Annotated in this window: 15 protein-coding genes; 4 read left to right on the top strand and 11 right to left on the bottom strand. The window is 54.8% G+C overall.

The features are described 5' to 3' along the window. Nucleotides 1-22 precede the first annotated feature (22 nt). The 9 genes from ET418_RS13865 to ET418_RS13825 form a co-directional block, all read right to left on the bottom strand. Nucleotides 23-1,684, bottom strand: coding sequence for an ABC transporter ATP-binding protein (locus ET418_RS13865; RefSeq protein WP_246153088.1), 1,662 nt, complete (start codon nucleotides 1,682-1,684; stop codon nucleotides 23-25). Nucleotides 1,685-1,836: 152 nt separating this feature from the next. Beyond that, nucleotides 1,837-2,349: a methylated-DNA--[protein]-cysteine S-methyltransferase gene (locus tag ET418_RS13860; RefSeq protein WP_149308489.1), complete on the bottom strand. Its 513-nt coding sequence runs from the start codon at nucleotides 2,347-2,349 to the stop codon at nucleotides 1,837-1,839. Between the two features lie 21 nt (nucleotides 2,350-2,370). After that, a complete protein-coding gene (locus tag ET418_RS13855; protein WP_149308487.1) occupies nucleotides 2,371-3,831 on the bottom strand; it encodes an AlkA N-terminal domain-containing protein in 1,461 nt (486 codons plus the stop codon). 229 nt (nucleotides 3,832-4,060) lie between these two features. Beyond that, complete coding sequence (locus ET418_RS13850; RefSeq protein WP_246153087.1) at nucleotides 4,061-4,723, bottom strand: carboxymuconolactone decarboxylase family protein; 663 nt, start codon at nucleotides 4,721-4,723, stop codon at nucleotides 4,061-4,063. Between the two features lie 73 nt (nucleotides 4,724-4,796). Next, nucleotides 4,797-5,312: a (R)-mandelonitrile lyase gene (locus tag ET418_RS13845; protein ID WP_218043398.1), complete on the bottom strand. Its 516-nt coding sequence runs from the start codon at nucleotides 5,310-5,312 to the stop codon at nucleotides 4,797-4,799. An 85-nt stretch (nucleotides 5,313-5,397) separates the two neighbouring features. Further along, complete coding sequence (locus tag ET418_RS13840; RefSeq protein WP_149308549.1) at nucleotides 5,398-6,396, bottom strand: aldo/keto reductase; 999 nt, start codon at nucleotides 6,394-6,396, stop codon at nucleotides 5,398-5,400. A 129-nt stretch (nucleotides 6,397-6,525) separates the two neighbouring features. After that, complete coding sequence (locus ET418_RS13835) at nucleotides 6,526-6,996, bottom strand: putative quinol monooxygenase (protein WP_218043397.1); 471 nt, start codon at nucleotides 6,994-6,996, stop codon at nucleotides 6,526-6,528. Nucleotides 6,997-7,010: 14 nt separating this feature from the next. Continuing rightward, nucleotides 7,011-7,775, bottom strand: coding sequence for an SDR family NAD(P)-dependent oxidoreductase (locus tag ET418_RS13830; protein WP_149308481.1), 765 nt, complete (start codon nucleotides 7,773-7,775; stop codon nucleotides 7,011-7,013). 127 nt (nucleotides 7,776-7,902) lie between these two features. Continuing rightward, nucleotides 7,903-9,090 (bottom strand): iron-containing alcohol dehydrogenase, encoded by a 1,188-nt coding sequence (locus ET418_RS13825; protein ID WP_149308479.1) that lies wholly within the window; start codon nucleotides 9,088-9,090, stop codon nucleotides 7,903-7,905. 229 nt (nucleotides 9,091-9,319) lie between these two features. Between ET418_RS13825 and ET418_RS13820 the strand changes: the two genes are divergently transcribed. Then, nucleotides 9,320-10,228 (top strand): AraC family transcriptional regulator, encoded by a 909-nt coding sequence (locus tag ET418_RS13820; protein ID WP_246153085.1) that lies wholly within the window; start codon nucleotides 9,320-9,322, stop codon nucleotides 10,226-10,228. A 197-nt stretch (nucleotides 10,229-10,425) separates the two neighbouring features. On the opposite strand, the gene ET418_RS13815 is transcribed toward ET418_RS13820, so the two are convergent. Both ET418_RS13815 and ET418_RS13810 read right to left on the bottom strand, forming a co-directional pair. Further along, entirely contained in the window at nucleotides 10,426-10,857 is a 432-nt protein-coding gene (locus tag ET418_RS13815) for a single-stranded DNA-binding protein (RefSeq protein WP_149308477.1), read from the bottom strand. Between the two features lie 1,329 nt (nucleotides 10,858-12,186). Then, a complete protein-coding gene (locus ET418_RS13810; protein ID WP_149308475.1) occupies nucleotides 12,187-12,564 on the bottom strand; it encodes a hypothetical protein in 378 nt (125 codons plus the stop codon). A gap of 213 nt (nucleotides 12,565-12,777) precedes the next feature. Between ET418_RS13810 and ET418_RS13805 the strand changes: the two genes are divergently transcribed. From ET418_RS13805 to ET418_RS13795, 3 genes are all read left to right on the top strand, one after another. Further along, entirely contained in the window at nucleotides 12,778-13,206 is a 429-nt protein-coding gene (locus tag ET418_RS13805) for a helix-turn-helix domain-containing protein (protein ID WP_149308473.1), read from the top strand. A gap of 48 nt (nucleotides 13,207-13,254) precedes the next feature. Further along, nucleotides 13,255-14,163, top strand: a complete 909-nt coding sequence (locus ET418_RS13800) for a restriction endonuclease (protein ID WP_188055568.1) — start codon at nucleotides 13,255-13,257, stop codon at nucleotides 14,161-14,163. Between the two features lie 80 nt (nucleotides 14,164-14,243). Further along, entirely contained in the window at nucleotides 14,244-17,975 is a 3,732-nt protein-coding gene (locus ET418_RS13795) for an AAA family ATPase (protein ID WP_149308471.1), read from the top strand. The last annotated feature ends 49 nt before the right edge of the window (nucleotides 17,976-18,024 follow it).

Raw genomic sequence — 18,024 nt, 5'->3', positions numbered from 1 at the left:
AGCGGTCAGCCGGGGCGCGAGACTATAACAGTTCCTCCTGCAAACGCTGGCTGCGATACATCTGCGCATACAGCCCACCCTGCGCCAACAGGTCGGCAGGCCTTCCCTGTTCGGCGATCCCGCCGTTTTTCAGCACAACGACCCGGTCGCAGTCGCGAAAAGCCGACAGGCGGTGCGAAACGATCAACACGGTCCTGTTACGGTAGAACACCCCCAGTTGCGCCAGGATCTCTTCCTCGTGACCGGCATCAACGGCCGAAAGCGGGTCGTCCAGCACCAGGATGCGCGGGTCCGTCGCCAGCGCCCGGGCGATGGACAGCCGTTGTTTCTGCCCGCCCGACAGCATCACCCCCTTTTCCCCCACCATGGTGTCCAGTCCATCGTGAAAGTTGCCCACATCCTCCAGAAACCCGGCCTGCCGTGCCGCATCGGCGATAATGGCCCCCTCGGCTCCCGCCGCCAGGCCATAGGCGATATTCTCCCGGATGTTGCGGGAGAAGAGAAAGGCTTCCTGGGGCACATATCCGATCAGGCGACGCAGGCTGTTCAGGGCAATACGGTTGATATCCCGGCCGTCCAGAAACAGCATCCCGTCACCCACCGGCAAGAGCCGCAGCAGCAGTCTGAGAAGCGTGGACTTGCCGCTGCCGACCTCCCCGGTGATCCCCACCTTTTCACCCGACGCAATATGGAGGGAAATCCGCTCCAGCACGGCCTCATTCCCGTAGCCGAAGGTCAGCTCGCGAAACTCGATCCCCTGCCGCACCTCCTCAAGGGGTTCCGCGTCGGCCGCATCCCCAACCGACGGTTCGGCCGTCAGAATCACGGCCAGACGCGCCATTGAAGCCGCGCCGCGCTGGGCCAGGGTCAATATCCACCCCAGCACCGCCGTCGGCCAAACCAACATGGTCAGATAGCCGCTGAAGGCGACAAAATCCCCCAAGGTCATGGCCCCGGCAATGACCAGGCGTCCCCCCAGAAAGACCACCACCAGCGTGCCGGCCCCGGTGGCGGCAGCCATTACCGGCAAGACGAGTCCGCGCAGCCGGGCCAGGCGCAGGTTGTGGTGCAGATAGCTGCCGGACATGGCTTCAAAAAGGCCCAGAAAATGATCTTCGCGGCAGTAGGACTTGATCAGACGTACCGCCGAGACGGACTCCTCGGCCATGCTCGACAGGCGGGCCAGTTCCTCCTGGGCCGCAAGGGAGCGCAGGAACATACTCTGGCTGATCCGCTTGACCACCAGCACCATCAGGGGAAAAGGAAGTATGGCCCACAGGGTCAGCCAGGGTTGGATGCGCACCATCAGCGTCACCGCCGCCAGATAAAGGATTACGGTATTTACGGCGCTCATGGCCCCGAATCCGGTCAGCATGCGGACGTTGGTCAGGTCGTTGGAGAATCGTGACAGGATGTCGCCGGTCCTGCTGCTGGAAAAATACTGCAGATCGAGAAGCATCAGGCGACGAAAAAGATCGTCACGGATACGGAACTCAATGATGCGGGCCGCGTTGAGGATCAGGGTACGGGAAAAGATGCGGGTGATGCAGTGCGCCAAAGCCAAAGCAACGATCACCGCGGCGCAGGCGGCAGGGGAGAGGCGTACGGCGGCCGGATGCTGCAATCCCTCCACGGCCAGCTTCATGAACCAGGGGATCAGCAGGGCAAAGCCGTTGGTCAGCAAGAGAAAGAGAGCCCCGCCGGCATAGCGGCGGCAGAGCGCTCCAAGGTATGGGACTAACAGGGCGAGATCTTTAATGCGTGTGCCTCATGGAATCAACCGAAAAAGGATAAACAAGCCGCCAAACGGTCCTATGATAACCAATGCGTCTTATTTTAGATTGAAATCTTCAAGTTTGCAACGTTCTCCAAGGTCAGCAGAGCGACCTTGCGATCCAGGCCGCCGGCATAACCGGTCAGGGAGCCATTCGCCCCCACGACGCGGTGGCAGGGGATGACGATGCTGATCGGATTGTGCCCCACGGCACCGCCCACCGCCCGGGCAGAGGTCATGCGCCCTTCGCGCTCTGGGGCCAGTTGCCGGGCCAGGGCGCCATATGTGGTGACCGTCCCCGGGGGGATGGTGCGCAACAGCGCCCATGCCGCCATTTGAAACGGCGTTCCCCGGGGGGCGATCGGCAGATCGAACCGGCGCAGTTGACCGGCAAAATAGGCATCCAGTTGCCCCCGCAGCGCCGTGAAAATCTGATGATCCGGGTCTGGCAGCCACTCACGGAAATGTTCCGGGGCATATTTCTGACCGACAAACCAGAGTCCGCAGAGGTGTTCCTGCTCTACCGCTGCGATCATTTCTCCCAGAGGCGTCAGGATGGTGCAATACCGTTTCATAGCTTTTTCTCCCCTATCGTTTCAAGCAAGGTGACTCCACAGGCTCAGGGTGGCATAGGAGCGCCAAGGCGACCACCCTTGGGCCAGAGCCAGTATCTCCTTGGAGGTCAGGCCCATGAGGGCCTTTTTTACGCCGTAATCCATATGGGGAAACGCGTCCGGCCACCCCAAGGCCCGCATCGCCAGGTAGTGCACGGTCCAGGGACCGAATCCGGGCAGAGCGGCCATATGCGCCATTTCACGCGCCGGCTCCGCGCCCGGTTCCAAGCGGATTACTCCCTGCCGCATCGCCTCGGCCAACGCCCCGATGGACCGGGCGCGCGTGCCGATAACCCCCAGCGGCCCCAACAGATCCTCGATGGGGCATTCCAAAGAGCATATGCGCTCGACGGTCGGAAACGTTAGGGTCAATTCCTTGAACGGTGTTTGCACCCGGTCGCCCAAGTGTACCGCAATACGCATGGCAAGGGTCCGGGCAGCCCGCACCGTGATCTGCTGGCCCAAGATGGCCCGCGTCGCCATTTCAAAGGGATCGAAACAGCCGGGCAACCGGAGCCCGGGCTCGAACACCCTCGCGCCCCCGATCTCCATGGTTGCCAATTTTTCCGCAATATCTTCCGGCGTGCAATTCAGGTCAAAGAGAAACCGTACCCGCGCCAACACCTGGTTGATAACCGGGAAGAGGGATGAAGAGAGGGTTACCGCCACCACATGCCGCTCCGGGCGATGTGAGACGGCTATCCACCCCCGGTGGGCTACACCTTTGTAGGTAATGGCCACGGTGCGCCGGTACCGGGAAGCATCCACGGACTCGACGCCCGGGATGGCCCGCTCTCCCAAAAATTTCAAAAGGGTTTCCCAGGCAAAGGGCGGGCGATACCCGAGCAACAGGGTAATGGGGGCTGCCGGATCATGGCAGGCCCCTCCCCGTTTCCGCAAATCCGTCGGGGTGGAGCCATACCGCGTGCGAAAAAGAGCGTTCAGTCGCCTGACGCTGCCAAAGCCCGTATTCATGGCCACCTGCATGATGGGCATCGCGGTTTCGGTCAACAGCCGCCGAGCGGCCAGGAGGCGCTGGGTTTGCAGCCAGGCAACGGGGGAGACCCCGTATTCGCCGGCAAAGACACGCCGCAAATGGCGGTCGGTTGCCCCCAGAGAATCCGCCATCTCGGCGATGGTCGTGTCGGACAGGCCATCCGACTCCATCCGTTGTGCCGCCAGCCGGGCCAGCCGCGTTTCGGCATCCACCCGGGCCAAACCCGGCGCCAATTCGGGCCGACACCGCCGGCAGGGGCGGAAGCCTGCCGCCTCTGCCGCCGCGGCACTGGCATAGAAAGAGCAGTTTTCCTCCTTCGGCGTCCTGGCCCGGCAGACCGGGCGGCAATAGATGCCGGTGGAGGATACACCGACGAAGAAACATCCGTCGAAGCGGGAATCCCGCGCCCGCAAGGCGGTATAACAGGCTGTTGCATCCAGCAGCATACGGCACCTCTTCCATCGAACGTCCTTCTCGATAAAAGAAATATACCATAGTGCGGCGCACCTGTGCTCGCCATTTTCGGACATGGCCCCCCTATTCGGGAGAGCCGTGCCGACCAGGTCATATATGAACAAAAACCCCCTCAGAATCGCATCTGAAGGGGTTTCGTTCCCACTGGACCTCCCCCAGAATCTGGACCAGTTTCCAGGGAGGAGGCCATATCTTCATGATTCATTTCAGTGAACGCTCTTTTGCCCTGCTGCTGAGAGCCTTCCCCAAAAGGTCATTGGCATTTTCGGCTTCTTTCTCACCGACCCTGACCTTGAAAACGGTTATCAGGCTCCTCATCTGAGCCTCAGTGAGCCCAGTGTTGAACCCGACGACAAAATGGGCCTGCAGCTGGGGATCGACGCCTTTCATGTTGGCAAGGGCCGAAATAGTGGCAAGCTCCCTGCTCTGGAAGTCCAGATTGTCGCGCCCAAAGATATCTCCGAACAGGTGTCCTTTCAAAAACCGGTCGATGGCGGGAGCAAAGGTATATATCGCCCCGGTGACCGGCTTTCCTACCAGGCGTGTCTGGATTTCCGTGCCAAGCTCCATACTGCTTTTAGTGGCGGGAAAGGGGCTTGCCTCCTCGCCGGCTTTGTCCCTGATCCCCTTCCTGCCCCGCTCTTCCATAACGCCCATGAAGGCGTTGATCGCATTCAAGCTGCGCGGGAACCCCGTATAGGCATACAGTTGCACCAGGATCTCCTTGATTTCATTCACGGTCAAGCCGGCATCCAGACCTTCATGCAATGCCGGCTTCAGCCGCTCCATATCACCGTTGGCGGTAAAGGCCGCAATGGTGACGATACCTTGCTGTTTGGCGTTCAGTACCAGATTATTGTCCATGTTTTGCGCCTCCGAAATAGTGGAAAAACAGCACAACGCGGCAAGCATGATTGCCGGAAATACGTTGATTTTTCTATTCATGGGTATGTCCCTGTTTGCCGTTGTATTGCTCGTCGGTGACCTTTTCCAGCCATTCGACGTTCTTGCCGTTGACGGTGCCCGTGATGGCGATATGGGTCATTGCGGTAGTGGGTGCGGCCCCGTGCCAGTGCTTTACCCCTGGCGGACACCAGATCACGTCTCCCGCCTTGATTTCAACGATCGGTCCGCCCCATTCCTGGGTCCGGCCGACACCGGCGGTAACGAGCAGATGCTGCCCTGTCGGGTGGATATGCCATGCGGACCTGGCCCCCGGCTCGAAGGTGACCTGTCCACCGGAATAGGGTGCCGCATCATGTGCCGGGAAGAGGGGGTCAACACGGACCTGACCGGTAAAATATGCGGCAGGCCCTTTGACGGAAGCCTGGGAACCGGCCGGAGATATGCTCTGCGACGGCTTGCCTGCTTCGGCGGCCGCTGCCCGGCCCGCAAAAGAGCCTACCGCGATGAGAAGTGAAAACGGCAAAAAGAGCAGTGTTGTGGTCTTCATTCTTATCTCCCTTGACTGCATCATAATGCTTTTAATATCAGCCTCATTTTCTTAATTTTTGTTCGATCATGCGTTCAACAACGCGTTATGAGTGATCTGTCAACCGCTCAATGTGTTCGGGATACCGAGCTCCATGAATCGTGATCTTTGAGGAAGCGTTTTCGATTTCTTGAAGATCATCCTTAGTCAGTTCGATGTCGGCCGCTCCGATGTTTTCCTTGAGACGATTCAACTTTGTCGTACCAGGGATTGGAACAATCCAGGGGCTTTGGGCCAGTAGCCAAGCAAGCGCAACTTGGGCAGGCGTCGCCCTCTTTCGCCCTGCGATTTCCGTAAGCAGGTCCACCATAGCCTGGTTCGCTTTCCGAGCCTCAGGGGCAAATCGTGGGATAGTGTTGCGAAAATCGGAGCCATCGAACGTTGTAGTTACGTCAATTTTACCAGTCAGGAATCCCTTTCCCAAAGGGCTAAATGGAACGAGGCCTATTCCAAGTTGTTCAAGGGTTGGTAGCACCTCCTTCTCAGAATCACGGTACCAAAGCGAGTATTCGCTTTGCACAGCGGTGACCGGCTGAACTGCGTGTGCACGGCGGATGGTTTTTGCCGCTACTTCAGAAAGCCCGAAGTGTTTGACCTTACCCTCTTGAATAAGGTCCTTCACAGCTCCCGCCACGTCTTCAATGGGGACCTCTGGGTCTACGCGGTGCTGATAGAAGAGCTCGATGGCATCGACCCTGAGGCGCTTGAGAGAACCTTCGAGAGCCTTCTTGATGTGTTCAGGCCGGCTATTCTGGCGAACCCAGCCTGGGCTTCCATCGGGGTTGAGTTGGTAGCCGAACTTGGTGGCTATGATAACCTGCCCGCGGAAGGGATGGAGCGCTTCACCGACGAGCTCTTCGTTAGTGTACGGGCCATAGACTTCGGCGGTATCGAAAAAAGTTACTCCATTTTCTACTGCCGAACGGATCAGAGAGATCATCTCCCGTTTCTCAGGTATAGGTGCATAGGAAAAACTCATGCCCATGCAACCGAGCCCGAGAGCAGACACCGCGAGCCCATCATTGCCAAGTTTTCGTTTTTGCATAGTTTTTTTAGAATCCTTTCTTTTAAAGGAAAAACATTTTTTGAAACTCTCTACTGGCAGTTTTTCCACCAACTCTTCTCTCGTGGCTTTCAGAGCAACGGGGAAATAGGGATGGCGGATTCCAAGCAATCATTTTGTATTCATCCCGAGTAGAATGGGGGTTGCATCCATAAGTTCAAGGAACGTAACCATTTCCTTTGTACTGCGTTTATATTTCTTAAAATGAGGAGTTTCCAGATGAGCCTTGTACGCTTCTGCATCGGCGTATATTTCAAAAATCGTGACGTGAGAAGGATTATCCTTTTCAGACACGGCATATAGGCTCAAAACCCCTGGCTCGACGCGTACAGAAGTTTCGATTTCCTCTTTGAGTGCTGCTTTATAGCTTTCCAACTTAGCGGCATCGATTTTGAGTCTTGCCAGCCGCACAACGGGTATTTTCTCTTGGGCAAAAGTATACCCGCACAAAAACAGTACAAGCAACCATGCACAAAAAAATGGGAACGACCTACGGTTGAAGTTTACTGCTCTATTTTTGTTGATTTGATCGCTGCCGACCTGTGGCACTTGTTGCCTGCCATTTTCTGCCATCGTTTGCATATGATCTTCCCTCCTCAGCGCATGATGAATCCGCCGTCCACCGACATTGACTGGCCAGTCACATAGCTTGCAGCCCCACTGCAAAGAAACAGAACAACGTCAGCCACCTCGTCAGCTTGTCCATGCCGGCCCATAGGGATACACTTCAGCATTCCGTCGAGTGCTTCGGCTTGGCCGGAGGCCACCATCTGATCGGCCATCGGCGTCCAGATCAGCCCCGGACAGACCGCATTGATGCGAATGCCTTTATCTGCATATTCCAGGGCGGCGCTTTTCGTGAGCCCAAGCACGCCGTGCTTGGCGGCATGGTATATCCCACGCCCGGCACCGCCCACAAGTCCACCAAGGGACGAGCAGTTGACGATGGCGCCACTTCCCTGCTTGCGCATCTGGCGCAGTTCGAACTTCATGCAACTCCAGATCCCGCGGAGATTGATGCCCGTCACCCGGTCAAAATCTTCGCGGGTCTGATCAGCGGCTTCCGCGAGCACATTCTGGACCCCTGCATTATTATAGGCCGCATCCAGCCGTCCGAACGTGGCGACAGCCTGTTCAACCATTGCTTCCACCTGAGCGTCATCGGAGACGTCGCACTGGACGGCGAGTGTCTTGTGACCTTGGGCAGCCAACTCCCCGGCTGCGGAATGTACCGCTTGCTCATTCCAATCCGCCATCACCACGGAAGCGCCGGCCTCCGCAAATGCCTTTGCTGTCGCAAGGCCCAGACCGGAGGCGGCTCCGGTAACGAGAGCAACTTTGTTCTCAAAAGATATGTTCATAACGAATAACTCCTTGTTTATGGTAGCCAGTAACCGTTTTTTTGCAATCCCTCGCAGAGCACCGCAGGTGAACTCGACTCCGGCTGAGCACACCTTGCGGTACCTGACTGGCGCAGGCCTGGAACCGTTACAGTGCCGAACGCAGGACGTCAACGATGTCCGATTCGCCCATGGGCGGACAACCGGGGAGACGCCCCTGATCATCGTGTACGATGTGCAGCGTATCCTCGGCGTACTGCTGAAGCAGGGCAGCGTCGATGCCCAACTGCGACAGCCGCAACGGGCAGCCGATGGAGGCGAGGAACGCCTCAAAGCGCTCAATGCCTTCAATGGCGCAGCCGAGCTCATCACCCGGCCTGGCCGGCACCCCGAAGATGCGCTGGGCAAACTGCGCAAAGCGGGCGGGACGGGCTTTGGCGGCAAAGCGCATCCAGGCCGGGTTGACCACGGCCAGCCCCGCCCCATGGGCGATATCGTGGAGGGCAGACAGCGTATGCTCGATCATGTGCACCGGGTAGGCCGCATCGGTGCCGATCTGCACCCAGCCGTTGAGGGCCACGACCGATGCCCATTGGACCTGGGCGCGGGCCTCGATATCACTGCCATCGGCCACCGCTTTTTTACCCCACTCCATGGCGGTGAGGATGACCCCCTCGGCAAAGCGGTCCTGCAAAGGCGTGCCCTCGACGCCGTTGAAGTACCCCTCGGTCACATGGGTGATAATGTCGCAGACGCCATATGCGGTATGATCCGCCGGGACCGTCAGGGTCAACTCCGGGTCCACCAGGGCGACCCTGGGGTAGAGGCAGTCAGCCTTTATGAACGACTTCACCTTCGAATCTTCATTGCTGATGACCGCTCCGCAGTTCATCTCCGACCCGGTGGCAGCCAGTGTCGGCACGGTAATGACCGGGAGGGCCGAAGCCGGTACGTGCACGTTCTCCTGCCCATGGAGGAACATGTCCCACGGGTCCCCTTCATAGAGAACAGCCGCCGCGATCACCTTGGAGGCATCCATGGTGCTGCCACCTCCAAGGGCAATGACCACATCGCACTTTTCGCTTCTGGCAATCCCGGCACCACGGATCACCGACGAGATCCGCGGATTTGGCTCGATACCCGAGCATTCCACCACCGAGACACCGGCAAGCTTCAGGCTGGAAACGGCACGATCAAAGACGCCGCTGCGCTTGACACTGCCGCCGCCGGTTACCAGCAGGGCGCGCTTACCGTGCGCGCTTGCCACCTCGCCCAAGCGAGAGAGTGCGCCGGCGGCAAAGACCAAGCGGGTTGGATTCTGAAATTCAAATTTCATGGTAATCTCCTTAGAAGTGAGTTCTTTACAATCATCTTTTCTGTATGGTGTGCCCTCTATTCGGATAGTACTCCCGGACGGGCGAATGCTGTAGACCATTCCTCTCAATTTCTTGCCTGATCCTAAAAGATGCCATAGAAATGTTTGTAATGCGTAAGGGGAATTGGTAGTATTTTCGAGGGATTATTTCAGAAAACTATTTACGAAGCGAGCAAGAGAGGGGTTTATTATGAGCAACCGCATGGAAACAGCGGTCGAAGCCTTGGGGGAGAGCATTGCCCGATGGACCGACAAAAACACCTTGCTTGAATCCGCGATCCCGGGCCTGTTGCTTTATCAACACGATAAACCGACCCCACCGCAGAACGCTCTGTACGAACCGAGCATTTGCCTGGTTGCCCAAGGGGCCAAGCGTGTGCTGTTCGGAGATGACGCCTATGTCTATGACGCGCACCACTATCTGATTGCATCCGTGCATCTGCCCACCATGGTACATATTGTCGAAGCGAGTGAAGAGAAACCTTGCCTGGGACTGGTATTGAAGCTTGATCAGCGCGAGATCTCACAGCTGATGGTTGACAGCCATCTCCCCCCACCTCGGGCACAGCAATCGGGCCGCGGCATGTTGCTCGGCGAAATGACGTTGCCCCTGGTCGACGCCTTTCAGCGATTGATCGACTTGCTTGCGGAAGAGAAGGATATACCGATCCTTGCGCAGGTTATCCAGAGGGAAATCACCTATCGATTGCTTGTGGGGGACCAGGGTGCGCACCTGCGCCAGATAGCATCGGTGGGGAGCCAGAGCCATCAGATCGCGCGGGCAGTCGACTGGCTGAAGAACCACTTCGACCAGCCGCTGCGTATCGACGACCTGGCTGAGCAGGCCAGCATGAGCAGTGCGACGTTTCATCATCACTTCCGTTCGATGACCGCCCTCAGTCCACTACAATTCCAGAAGCAGTTGCGCCTGCAGGAAGCCAGGCGTTTAATGCTGGCAGAACGTATGGATGCGGCGACCGCAGCATTTCAAGTGGGCTACGAGAGCCCTTCCCAGTTCAGCCGTGAATACAACCGGTTATTCGGGGCGCCGCCGTTGCGGGACATCGCGAACTTGCGGCAATTGGCGGTAGGTGAATAGATCGCGCCCAGCCCCTGTGTATAATACTTCGCTTCAGGGTGGGAAAAGGCTCCCGCCCGCTTTTGTTACCGCTTCGGATCGAACGGTGGAGGGGAATCCCGCATCAGGAAATCGATTTCCGCAGGTTAACAACAACAAAGTCCCGCCGGAACTGAGTCTGACGGGACTTTGTCTACATATGAATTTATAGGTACCGGTTAGAACGGGATATCGTCATCCTGGAACGGCGGTTCCTCGAATCCCCCACCGCCATGCTGCACCGGTTCCGAGGTCACGTCGCCGCCCCGGCGCCCTTCACCCTTGGGGGAGAGCATCTGCATCTTTTCACCGACGATCTCGGTGGTGTAGCGCTCATTGCCGCTGTTGTCCTGCCACTTGCGGGTCTGCAGGCGCCCTTCGATGTAAACGGTCTTACCCTTGGTGAGGTATTCGCCGGCGATCTCGGCCAGCTTCGACCAGAGGGTGACCCGGTGCCATTCGGTGCGTTCTTCCCATTCGCCGCTCTTGTTCTTGAAGCGTTCGCTGGTCGCCAGGTTAAAACTGGCAACGGCAGCCCCGGACGGGGTATAGCGTACTTCCGGGTCCTTGCCCAGGTTTCCTATCAGCATGACCTTGTTCAGGCTTGCCATGTTCGTGCTCCTTTTGCTTGTTAATTTGTAAATAAGATTGTCGTTGCAGTAAAAGAGTTTGTCACGTGTGTAAAGAAGTTTGTCACGGCTCAAACCCAGCTTAAAAATTAGTGGCAATTTTGTAATTACAGGCGATTACGATCATATCGCAGAAGTGGCGCCCCCGCTCTCTCGCCCAATGGGGCGAATTGAAAATTACCATGAAGGCACCGCCACACGCAATATAAATGCACAAAATGTGGAGCAGACTTCATGCGACTGAGAATCAAGACGCCGTCCCCTGGTGCTGCCGTCCCTCTAATTGAAGACCGTGCTTTCGGATGGTCAATTCGGCCGTAGGGAAGAGTCCGTATTGCAAGTGGTTTCAGCTGCCTGTCCCTCCAAATCATCAAATATTAGTTGTCACCTCCTCCTCTCCTGCGTAGTTTCGGGAGCACCCCCATAGCGTTGAACGATGTAATATCGGTTAGACTTGAAAAATATATGTGTCAATCATTTTTTTGAGGAGTGCGGCAGGGGACATTCTTGCCAACTGCCAGCCAATCAGTCGAGCAGGATATGGCCATTTCTACTGCCTGTACTCAGTGCACCCATCAATTTTCCAGCCGTAATGAATCTCACTGTCGGACCCTCAGATAGTTTAGATCGATCATTACCAGGCAGGCTTCGCTGTTCATAAGGCTACCTCAGGCTCGTCCAACTGGCGGCGCATCTGGAAGAAGTGTCCCTTCAGCAACCGTGGCAGGGGTCCTGCTTTGGCACCATATTTGAAACATCAACAACAAAATTTCACCAGGCGGATAAGTTATTGCAATCATTAAAATAACTGGGGATTTTATTGACATTTCGGGTCCGCAGGGTAACGTTTTTGAACTGATGCGAGAAGCGTGGCATTTGGCTCGTATGCACGGCAAAGATTCAGACGATATTTGCCTCCGCATGAGCAGCGGGGATTATGAGAATGCACTGCAGGTGTTCGATGCAGAATTCGGGGAATGGATTGATCTAATCCGTTAAGCCCATCTTATGCCATGCGACATAGTCCGCAAAGAGCGGCGTCAGGTACTGACCTGGCTCCGCTTTTGTCAATCCTTTTCTGGCATTTTCTTGACGAGGAATAACTGTTTACTTTGTACTGGCTGGCTTACACACCAGGCTGGGGGCCCCAGTCCCCAAGCTGTCAATCTCCCGAGCCTTCTGCTTGATAAGGGTCCCAATACCTACTGGTTTCATGCAATCTTCCCCATGATTCGCCACTGAGTTGCACACCCGGCCAGAGTATGGAAGGCCAATCCTGCAGCATACCAACCACTCCTTTAAATCCAGTTTCTAATGTGTTTGTTTTCTTAATGGTTCAAATTTGAACAAAAACATATTGTTAAGGAGTTCCTGGATTGCCTGCTTCACGATATCTCCAACCTTCCTGTCAACCGCCTGACTAATATCAGGCGATGCTCCACCCATAATATAGTAGTGATTCCAACCAACAGTACGACTTTGCTTGAACGATATTTTACTAATATCTTCATCATCATTGTATAGCTTACCGAATACTACAATGATCTCTGGCCGGCAGCTTTTTTTACTGATCTTTCCAAGCTCTCTAATAATTCTGTCCATCATCTCTTGGGCCGCTTCCGGCTTTTGTTGCAAGTAACTGACAACATCCCAGCCAAGGAGCAAGCTGACAACTACGTATCTGACCATGATTATTGCCTCCAGGAAAATTGTATCCAGAGCATTTTTCTGGCCGAGCAGCAAAGAGATTACGGGGTTCGGATTTCCGTATCATCGACAACAAAAAGCTTGATATCTAATGACCATTTCCGCTAAACCTATGAAATGCATGCCTCCCGTCAGGATTCATGCCCGCACCATTTTATTTTACCATCTTTTTTTACCACATCAACTGGCAAATACATGGCCCCTGATATTCGACATACTCTTGACGAGCTCAGCGCTCTTGTTGACATACCAAAACGCACCATCAGGTTTTACGTTGAGAATGGTGTGGTGGATAGGCCAAGAGGGGTTAAAAAAGGGGCGTACTATACGCAGAAACATGTAGAGCAGCTACTGTCGATAAAAAAATGGCAGCAGGCAGGATTGTCCTTAGAAAGGATCAAATCAATACTGGATGACCAGGTTGGTGAATCACCATTACCCCCACCATTAAAACGCCAGCCAGGGGATGTTGATGTCTGGAGTCACATTTACGTTCAGGATGGTGTTGAGCTGCTCATTGAGCCAAAACGCTCCGGTCTGTCACCGGATCAGGTAAATAGAATATTTCAGGCATTACAGACAATGCTTTTCAGCGACACTCTCACATCGGAAGAACAACAATAGAGGTAGGCAGTACCTGAAAATCTGATCAACACTGACAAAGAGGCAATTATGGCGATCCCTGATTACGAAACGCTCATGCTCCCACTGCTGCAGCTGGCTGCAAAGGCCAATGGTGAAGAAATTTCTTTGCCCGCTGCAGTCGAGCAACTGGCCAATGATTTTGCCCTTACAGATGATGAGCGCAAAGAGCTGTTGCCGAGCGGGGGCACTTTTAAATTTTCCTCCCGGGTCTCGTGGGCCCGCACTTATCTCCAAAAGGCTGGTCTACTCGAAGCTACGCGTCGCGGTTATTTCAAGGTGGCAGAGCGTGGCTTGCAAGTTCTGGAAAAGAAGCCTGCTCGCGTCGACAACAAACTGTTGTCGCAGTTCGAGGAGTTTAAAGAGTTCCAGGGCAAGAAAAAGCCCAAGGCTGACCTGGCCACGATGTCTCACGACACGCCTATTGAATCGATAGCGCTGCAGTACGAGCAAATCCGAAAGGCTCTCGCCTCTGAGCTTCTTGATAAGGTGAAGAAAAGCACACCGCAGTTTTTCGAGAGGCTGGTAATACAGTTACTGGTCAGAATGGGTTACGGCGGATCGCTCAAGGATGCCGGCCAGGCTGTGGGCAAAACCGGTGATGGTGGTATAGATGGAGTCATCAGGGAAGACAAACTTGGCCTCGACAACATCTATATACAGGCCAAGCGATGGACAGACAAAACGGTAGGCAGCCCTGACATCGATCAGTTTGCCGGAGCACTATCGAAAAAGAAAGCGTCAAAGGGCATCTTCATTACTACATCGTGCTTTACCAAGGATGCCCTTGCTTCCGTCAAGGAATACACTTCCAGAATAATCTTGATCGATGGTGTCCAACTCGCAGAATATATGATTGATTACGGCATTGGTGTATCAGTGACGTCGGCCTATGAGATTAAAAAGATCGACTTCGATTTTTTTGAGGACGATATGTGAACTGCGCCTTTGCGTCACTAACATCCCGCATACAGCAATCTCTGGTGTTAATAATCAGTGATTAAGAAGAGGTATTGAGCATGGACTACCCTCTGCGACATATTTCGATTCGTGTTCCTTGGCATGATACCGGCTGGGATGGACGGGTCTGTTCTCATCCAGGGCTGAACGGTGCTTGCCTGAAGCTTAAGCGCATTGGTCAGAAGAGGGATGAAAAAGCCGAAGAGGCGGTGCATGATGAATCCATCAAAGATATTCCAGAGGAACAATGGCCTTGTTGCGTCCCTGAGCGCATGGCCTTTATGGCCCCTTTCGAATATACGCGGACGGCAAGACATCCTTACAACAATGGGCCTGACAGCTCCCATGGCCACTTCAAGGACACACCCCTCCGGCACCCGCCGTTCACGGCAGCCGCAGTGCCATTTGCCTGGATGCTTCGTGACGAGATGCAAGCCTATGGAGATGAGTACGGACTCGATGTCCAGCCTGAACGCGAGCCTGATCTTGGCTTTGAGACGCAGTGGGTACAAGATTACGCCAATCAAAAAGCTCTCCTTGATTGTTTTTCAGCACACCTTAAACCGCAAAAATCCCTATGCTTTTTCTACGCAAAACAGGTTCCGTTTGTCGATGATGCCGGAGGTAACCGGATCATAATTGGAGTGGGCCGTGTGCAACACGTTGCGCCCTGCCAAGAGTACCTTTACCTCACCAAGAATCTGGACGGAAAGTTACGTTCTGCGCTTTGGGAGTTGATGGTTCAGCACACCATTCGGCCCGATTTCCAGGATGGCTTTCTGCTGCCGTATCATGCCGCCATCGCCAAGGCTGAGGTAGATCCCGATTTTGACCCTGCCAGTATAGCTGCGTTTGCTCCAGATGATCGGATGCTCGAGTTTTCACATGCGTCACAACTGGTTACTCATGACGGCGCAATTGCGTCATTGCTTGCCTGCGCTGAATCTCTGCGGAAAGCAAAAGAGAGCTTGACCGGGCCATGGGACGAATGCCTTGACTGGATTGACCTGCGTTTGAGCGAATTGTGGAAACTACGTGGCCCCTGCCCTGGCCTTAGCTCCGCTCTTTCTGCTTTTGGATTGGAGCTGGGGGCTTTTGTCGCCCGGGCTGTTGCCGACAAGGTCGGTGACAACGAAGACCCGTGGCCTTTTGTCGATCAGATCTTTCAGGCGCCTGAAAAACACCTTCCGCCATACCTCGCACAATCCATTGGCACCACGCTCCGCAAAAAATGGAGCCGGCTGCCAGATGAGCGCCGTGCACTTTTGAAGCTTGTTAGCCGATTTGAGCTCACCCGGGATCAGGCGACGACCATATATGTCGGCGAAGAACGACAAGCCGCTGACATCGACAGTACTGATAGCGAAATCCTTGTCAATCCCTATCTTTTGTACGAATTGACCCGGCTGGGAGCCGATCCTATTTCGATCTGGACCATCGATCGTGGGGTCTTCCCAGAGGATGTGATTCGAAAAAAACACCCGTTGCCGTCGCCGTCTGCTCTTGACGCAGGCACTGATGCGAGGCGGGTCTGCGGCCTTTCGGTGAAAATACTGGAAGATGCGGCCCGCAATGGAAGCACGCTGCTGCAACAAGACCAGATAGTATTGGGGATTCGCAGTTTGCCGCTCACGCCGCCATGTCTGGTTGATGGTGATTTGCTGGAGGTCGCGAAAGACGATTTCCCGGGAATAATCTCTGAGACGAAGATGGCGAATGGTGCTCCTGCATTGCAGCTCACACGATTAGACGAGGTATCCTCGACGATACGGACTGCAATTAACAAACGGATCAAGGGCAACCGCCTGGCTGCATCGGCTGACTGGCGAGTGCTTCTTGATGATCATCTGACAAGCCAGGGCGTTCCAGCAAAGCCCGGCGATGAGCTTGAGGAGGCGGCACGCCAGGAAAAAACAGCCGCTCTCAAGGAACTTTCAGAATCACGGCTTTCAGTGTTGGTGGGTCCTGCTGGTACTGGTAAAACAACTCTACTGTCAGTGCTATGCAAACAGCCTGAGATCGCCCAAGGCGAGGTTCTGCTGCTGGCTCCAACTGGTAAGGCGCGCGTGCGAATGGAACAATCAACGCGAGATCTGGGCTTAACTGGCTTCACCATAGCGCAGTTTCTCGCCCCAGACCGCTATGATCGGAGTACTGCCCGCTATAGATTGTCTGATAAGCCAGTAGAGGCCGGTGCCCGTACAGTCATTGTAGATGAAGCGTCAATGCTGACTGAGGAGATGCTCGCCGCGCTAATCCAAGGGCTCAAGGGCGTCCATCGGCTGATCCTGATAGGCGATCCTCGCCAGCTGCCTCCAATAGGTGCCGGTCGACCATTCGTGGACTTGGTCAACCACTTGGCGCCAAGCAACATTTCGAGCATATTTCCCCGGGTCAGCCAGGGTTACGCCGAGCTCACAGTTCGCCTTCGTCAGGCCGGTGAAGACCGTGAGGACCTGCAACTTGCCGAGTGGTTCAGCGGATCCTCAATAGCTCCAGGCGAAGATGGTATCTTCAGCAAGGTGATGACCGATGGCAATACCAAGCATGTGCGATTCGTTCAGTGGGACTCAGCCGAAAATTTGACGAAGATCCTGATGGATACACTCGTTAAAGAGCTTAAGCTTGATAATGCTGATGACGTCGCTGGCTTCAACAAAAAGCTCGGAGGCCAAGAATGGAATGATATGTGGTTTTTCAACTGCGGCGTAGCCGAGAAGGCGGAGAACTGGCAAATTCTGTCGCCAGTTCGTGCTGCTGCTTGCGGTGTGCAGAACCTGAATCGATTGGTCCATAAACAGTTCCGGCAGGAAATGATTGATGCTTCCAGACGAAGAGGCTACAAGCGCAAGCACCCGAAACCAATGGGACCTGAAGAGATCGTGTATGGCGATAAGGTGATCAATCTTGACAACACGGACCCGTCATTGCCATGGAACCGTCACAGGAAGGTATACCCAAACAAATCGAACCCTTATATCGCCAACGGTGAAATCGGCATGGCTGTCGGCTTTTTCTGGAAAAAAGGACTGCCGGACCTTCGTTATAAACTTGAGGTCGAGTTTTCGTCGCAACCAGGATTTAAGTGGGATTTCCTCGGGAAAGATTTTGATGAAGAAGGCAGCGCTGCATTGGAGCTGGCATATGCATTAACGGTGCATAAATCCCAAGGCAGCGAGTTCGGGACCGTTATCTTGGTCCTGCCAAATCCTTGCCGACTCCTGTCGCGTGAGATGCTCTATACTGCACTGACCCGGCAAACGGACCGGATAGTAATACTGCATCAGGGTGCCCGCAGCGAGATACTGAAATTTTCGTCCGACGAATGTTCGGAGACAGCCAGGCGTCTCACAAACCTTTTTGTTCCACCGTCTCCGATCGAGGTTAATGGTCGCTTTTATGAGGACCGGCTGATCCACCGCACCTCCCGTGGCGAGATGGTTCGATCAAAGTCGGAGGTGATCATCGCAGACCATCTGGCAAGCGCAAAGATTGAGTATGGTTACGAACAGCCTCTGGCATTTGGCGGAGCACCAAAATATCCAGATTTCACCATAGAGGACGAGGCGTCAGGTGTTACGTATTACTGGGAGCATTGTGGAATGCTGCATGTTCCGACGTACCGACGGCGTTGGAAAGAAAAGCTCATATGGTATAAGGAAAATGGGGTGCTGCCTTATGAGGATGGCGGCGGGCGGAACGGAGCACTTATCATTACTCAAGACGAGTCGAATGGCAGCATCGACTCTGCAAAAATAAAAGCGCTCATCAAGGATGTTCTGTTAGAGTAGTCTCGGGCGCCGCCAGTGTGCCGTGAGACAATTGCACATCTTATACTTT

The organism is Oryzomonas rubra (assembly GCF_008369015.1).
Lineage (GTDB): Bacteria > Desulfobacterota > Desulfuromonadia > Geobacterales > Pseudopelobacteraceae > Oryzomonas > Oryzomonas japonica.
This window is presented reverse-complemented; position numbering and strand designations above follow the sequence as displayed.

Bases quoted from the DNA above. Each gene is read 5' to 3' on its own strand.
- ET418_RS13860 (WP_149308489.1), bottom strand. From the start codon at position 2,349: ATGAAACGGTATTGCACCATCCTGACGCCTCTGGGAGAAATGATCGCA.
- ET418_RS13855 (WP_149308487.1), bottom strand. From the start codon at position 3,831: ATGCTGCTGGATGCAACAGCCTGTTATACCGCCTTGCGGGCGCGGGAT.
- ET418_RS13850 (WP_246153087.1), bottom strand. From the start codon at position 4,723: ATGGACAATAATCTGGTACTGAACGCCAAACAGCAAGGTATCGTCACC.
- ET418_RS13845 (WP_218043398.1), bottom strand. From the start codon at position 5,312: ATGAAGACCACAACACTGCTCTTTTTGCCGTTTTCACTTCTCATCGCG.
- ET418_RS13840 (WP_149308549.1), bottom strand. From the start codon at position 6,396: ATGCAAAAACGAAAACTTGGCAATGATGGGCTCGCGGTGTCTGCTCTC.
- ET418_RS13835 (WP_218043397.1), bottom strand. From the start codon at position 6,996: ATGCAAACGATGGCAGAAAATGGCAGGCAACAAGTGCCACAGGTCGGC.
- ET418_RS13830 (WP_149308481.1), bottom strand. From the start codon at position 7,775: ATGAACATATCTTTTGAGAACAAAGTTGCTCTCGTTACCGGAGCCGCC.
- ET418_RS13825 (WP_149308479.1), bottom strand. From the start codon at position 9,090: ATGAAATTTGAATTTCAGAATCCAACCCGCTTGGTCTTTGCCGCCGGC.
- ET418_RS13820 (WP_246153085.1), top strand. From the start codon at position 9,320: ATGAGCAACCGCATGGAAACAGCGGTCGAAGCCTTGGGGGAGAGCATT.
- ET418_RS13815 (WP_149308477.1), bottom strand. From the start codon at position 10,857: ATGGCAAGCCTGAACAAGGTCATGCTGATAGGAAACCTGGGCAAGGAC.
- ET418_RS13810 (WP_149308475.1), bottom strand. From the start codon at position 12,564: ATGGTCAGATACGTAGTTGTCAGCTTGCTCCTTGGCTGGGATGTTGTC.
- ET418_RS13805 (WP_149308473.1), top strand. From the start codon at position 12,778: ATGGCCCCTGATATTCGACATACTCTTGACGAGCTCAGCGCTCTTGTT.
- ET418_RS13800 (WP_188055568.1), top strand. From the start codon at position 13,255: ATGGCGATCCCTGATTACGAAACGCTCATGCTCCCACTGCTGCAGCTG.
- ET418_RS13795 (WP_149308471.1), top strand. From the start codon at position 14,244: ATGGACTACCCTCTGCGACATATTTCGATTCGTGTTCCTTGGCATGAT.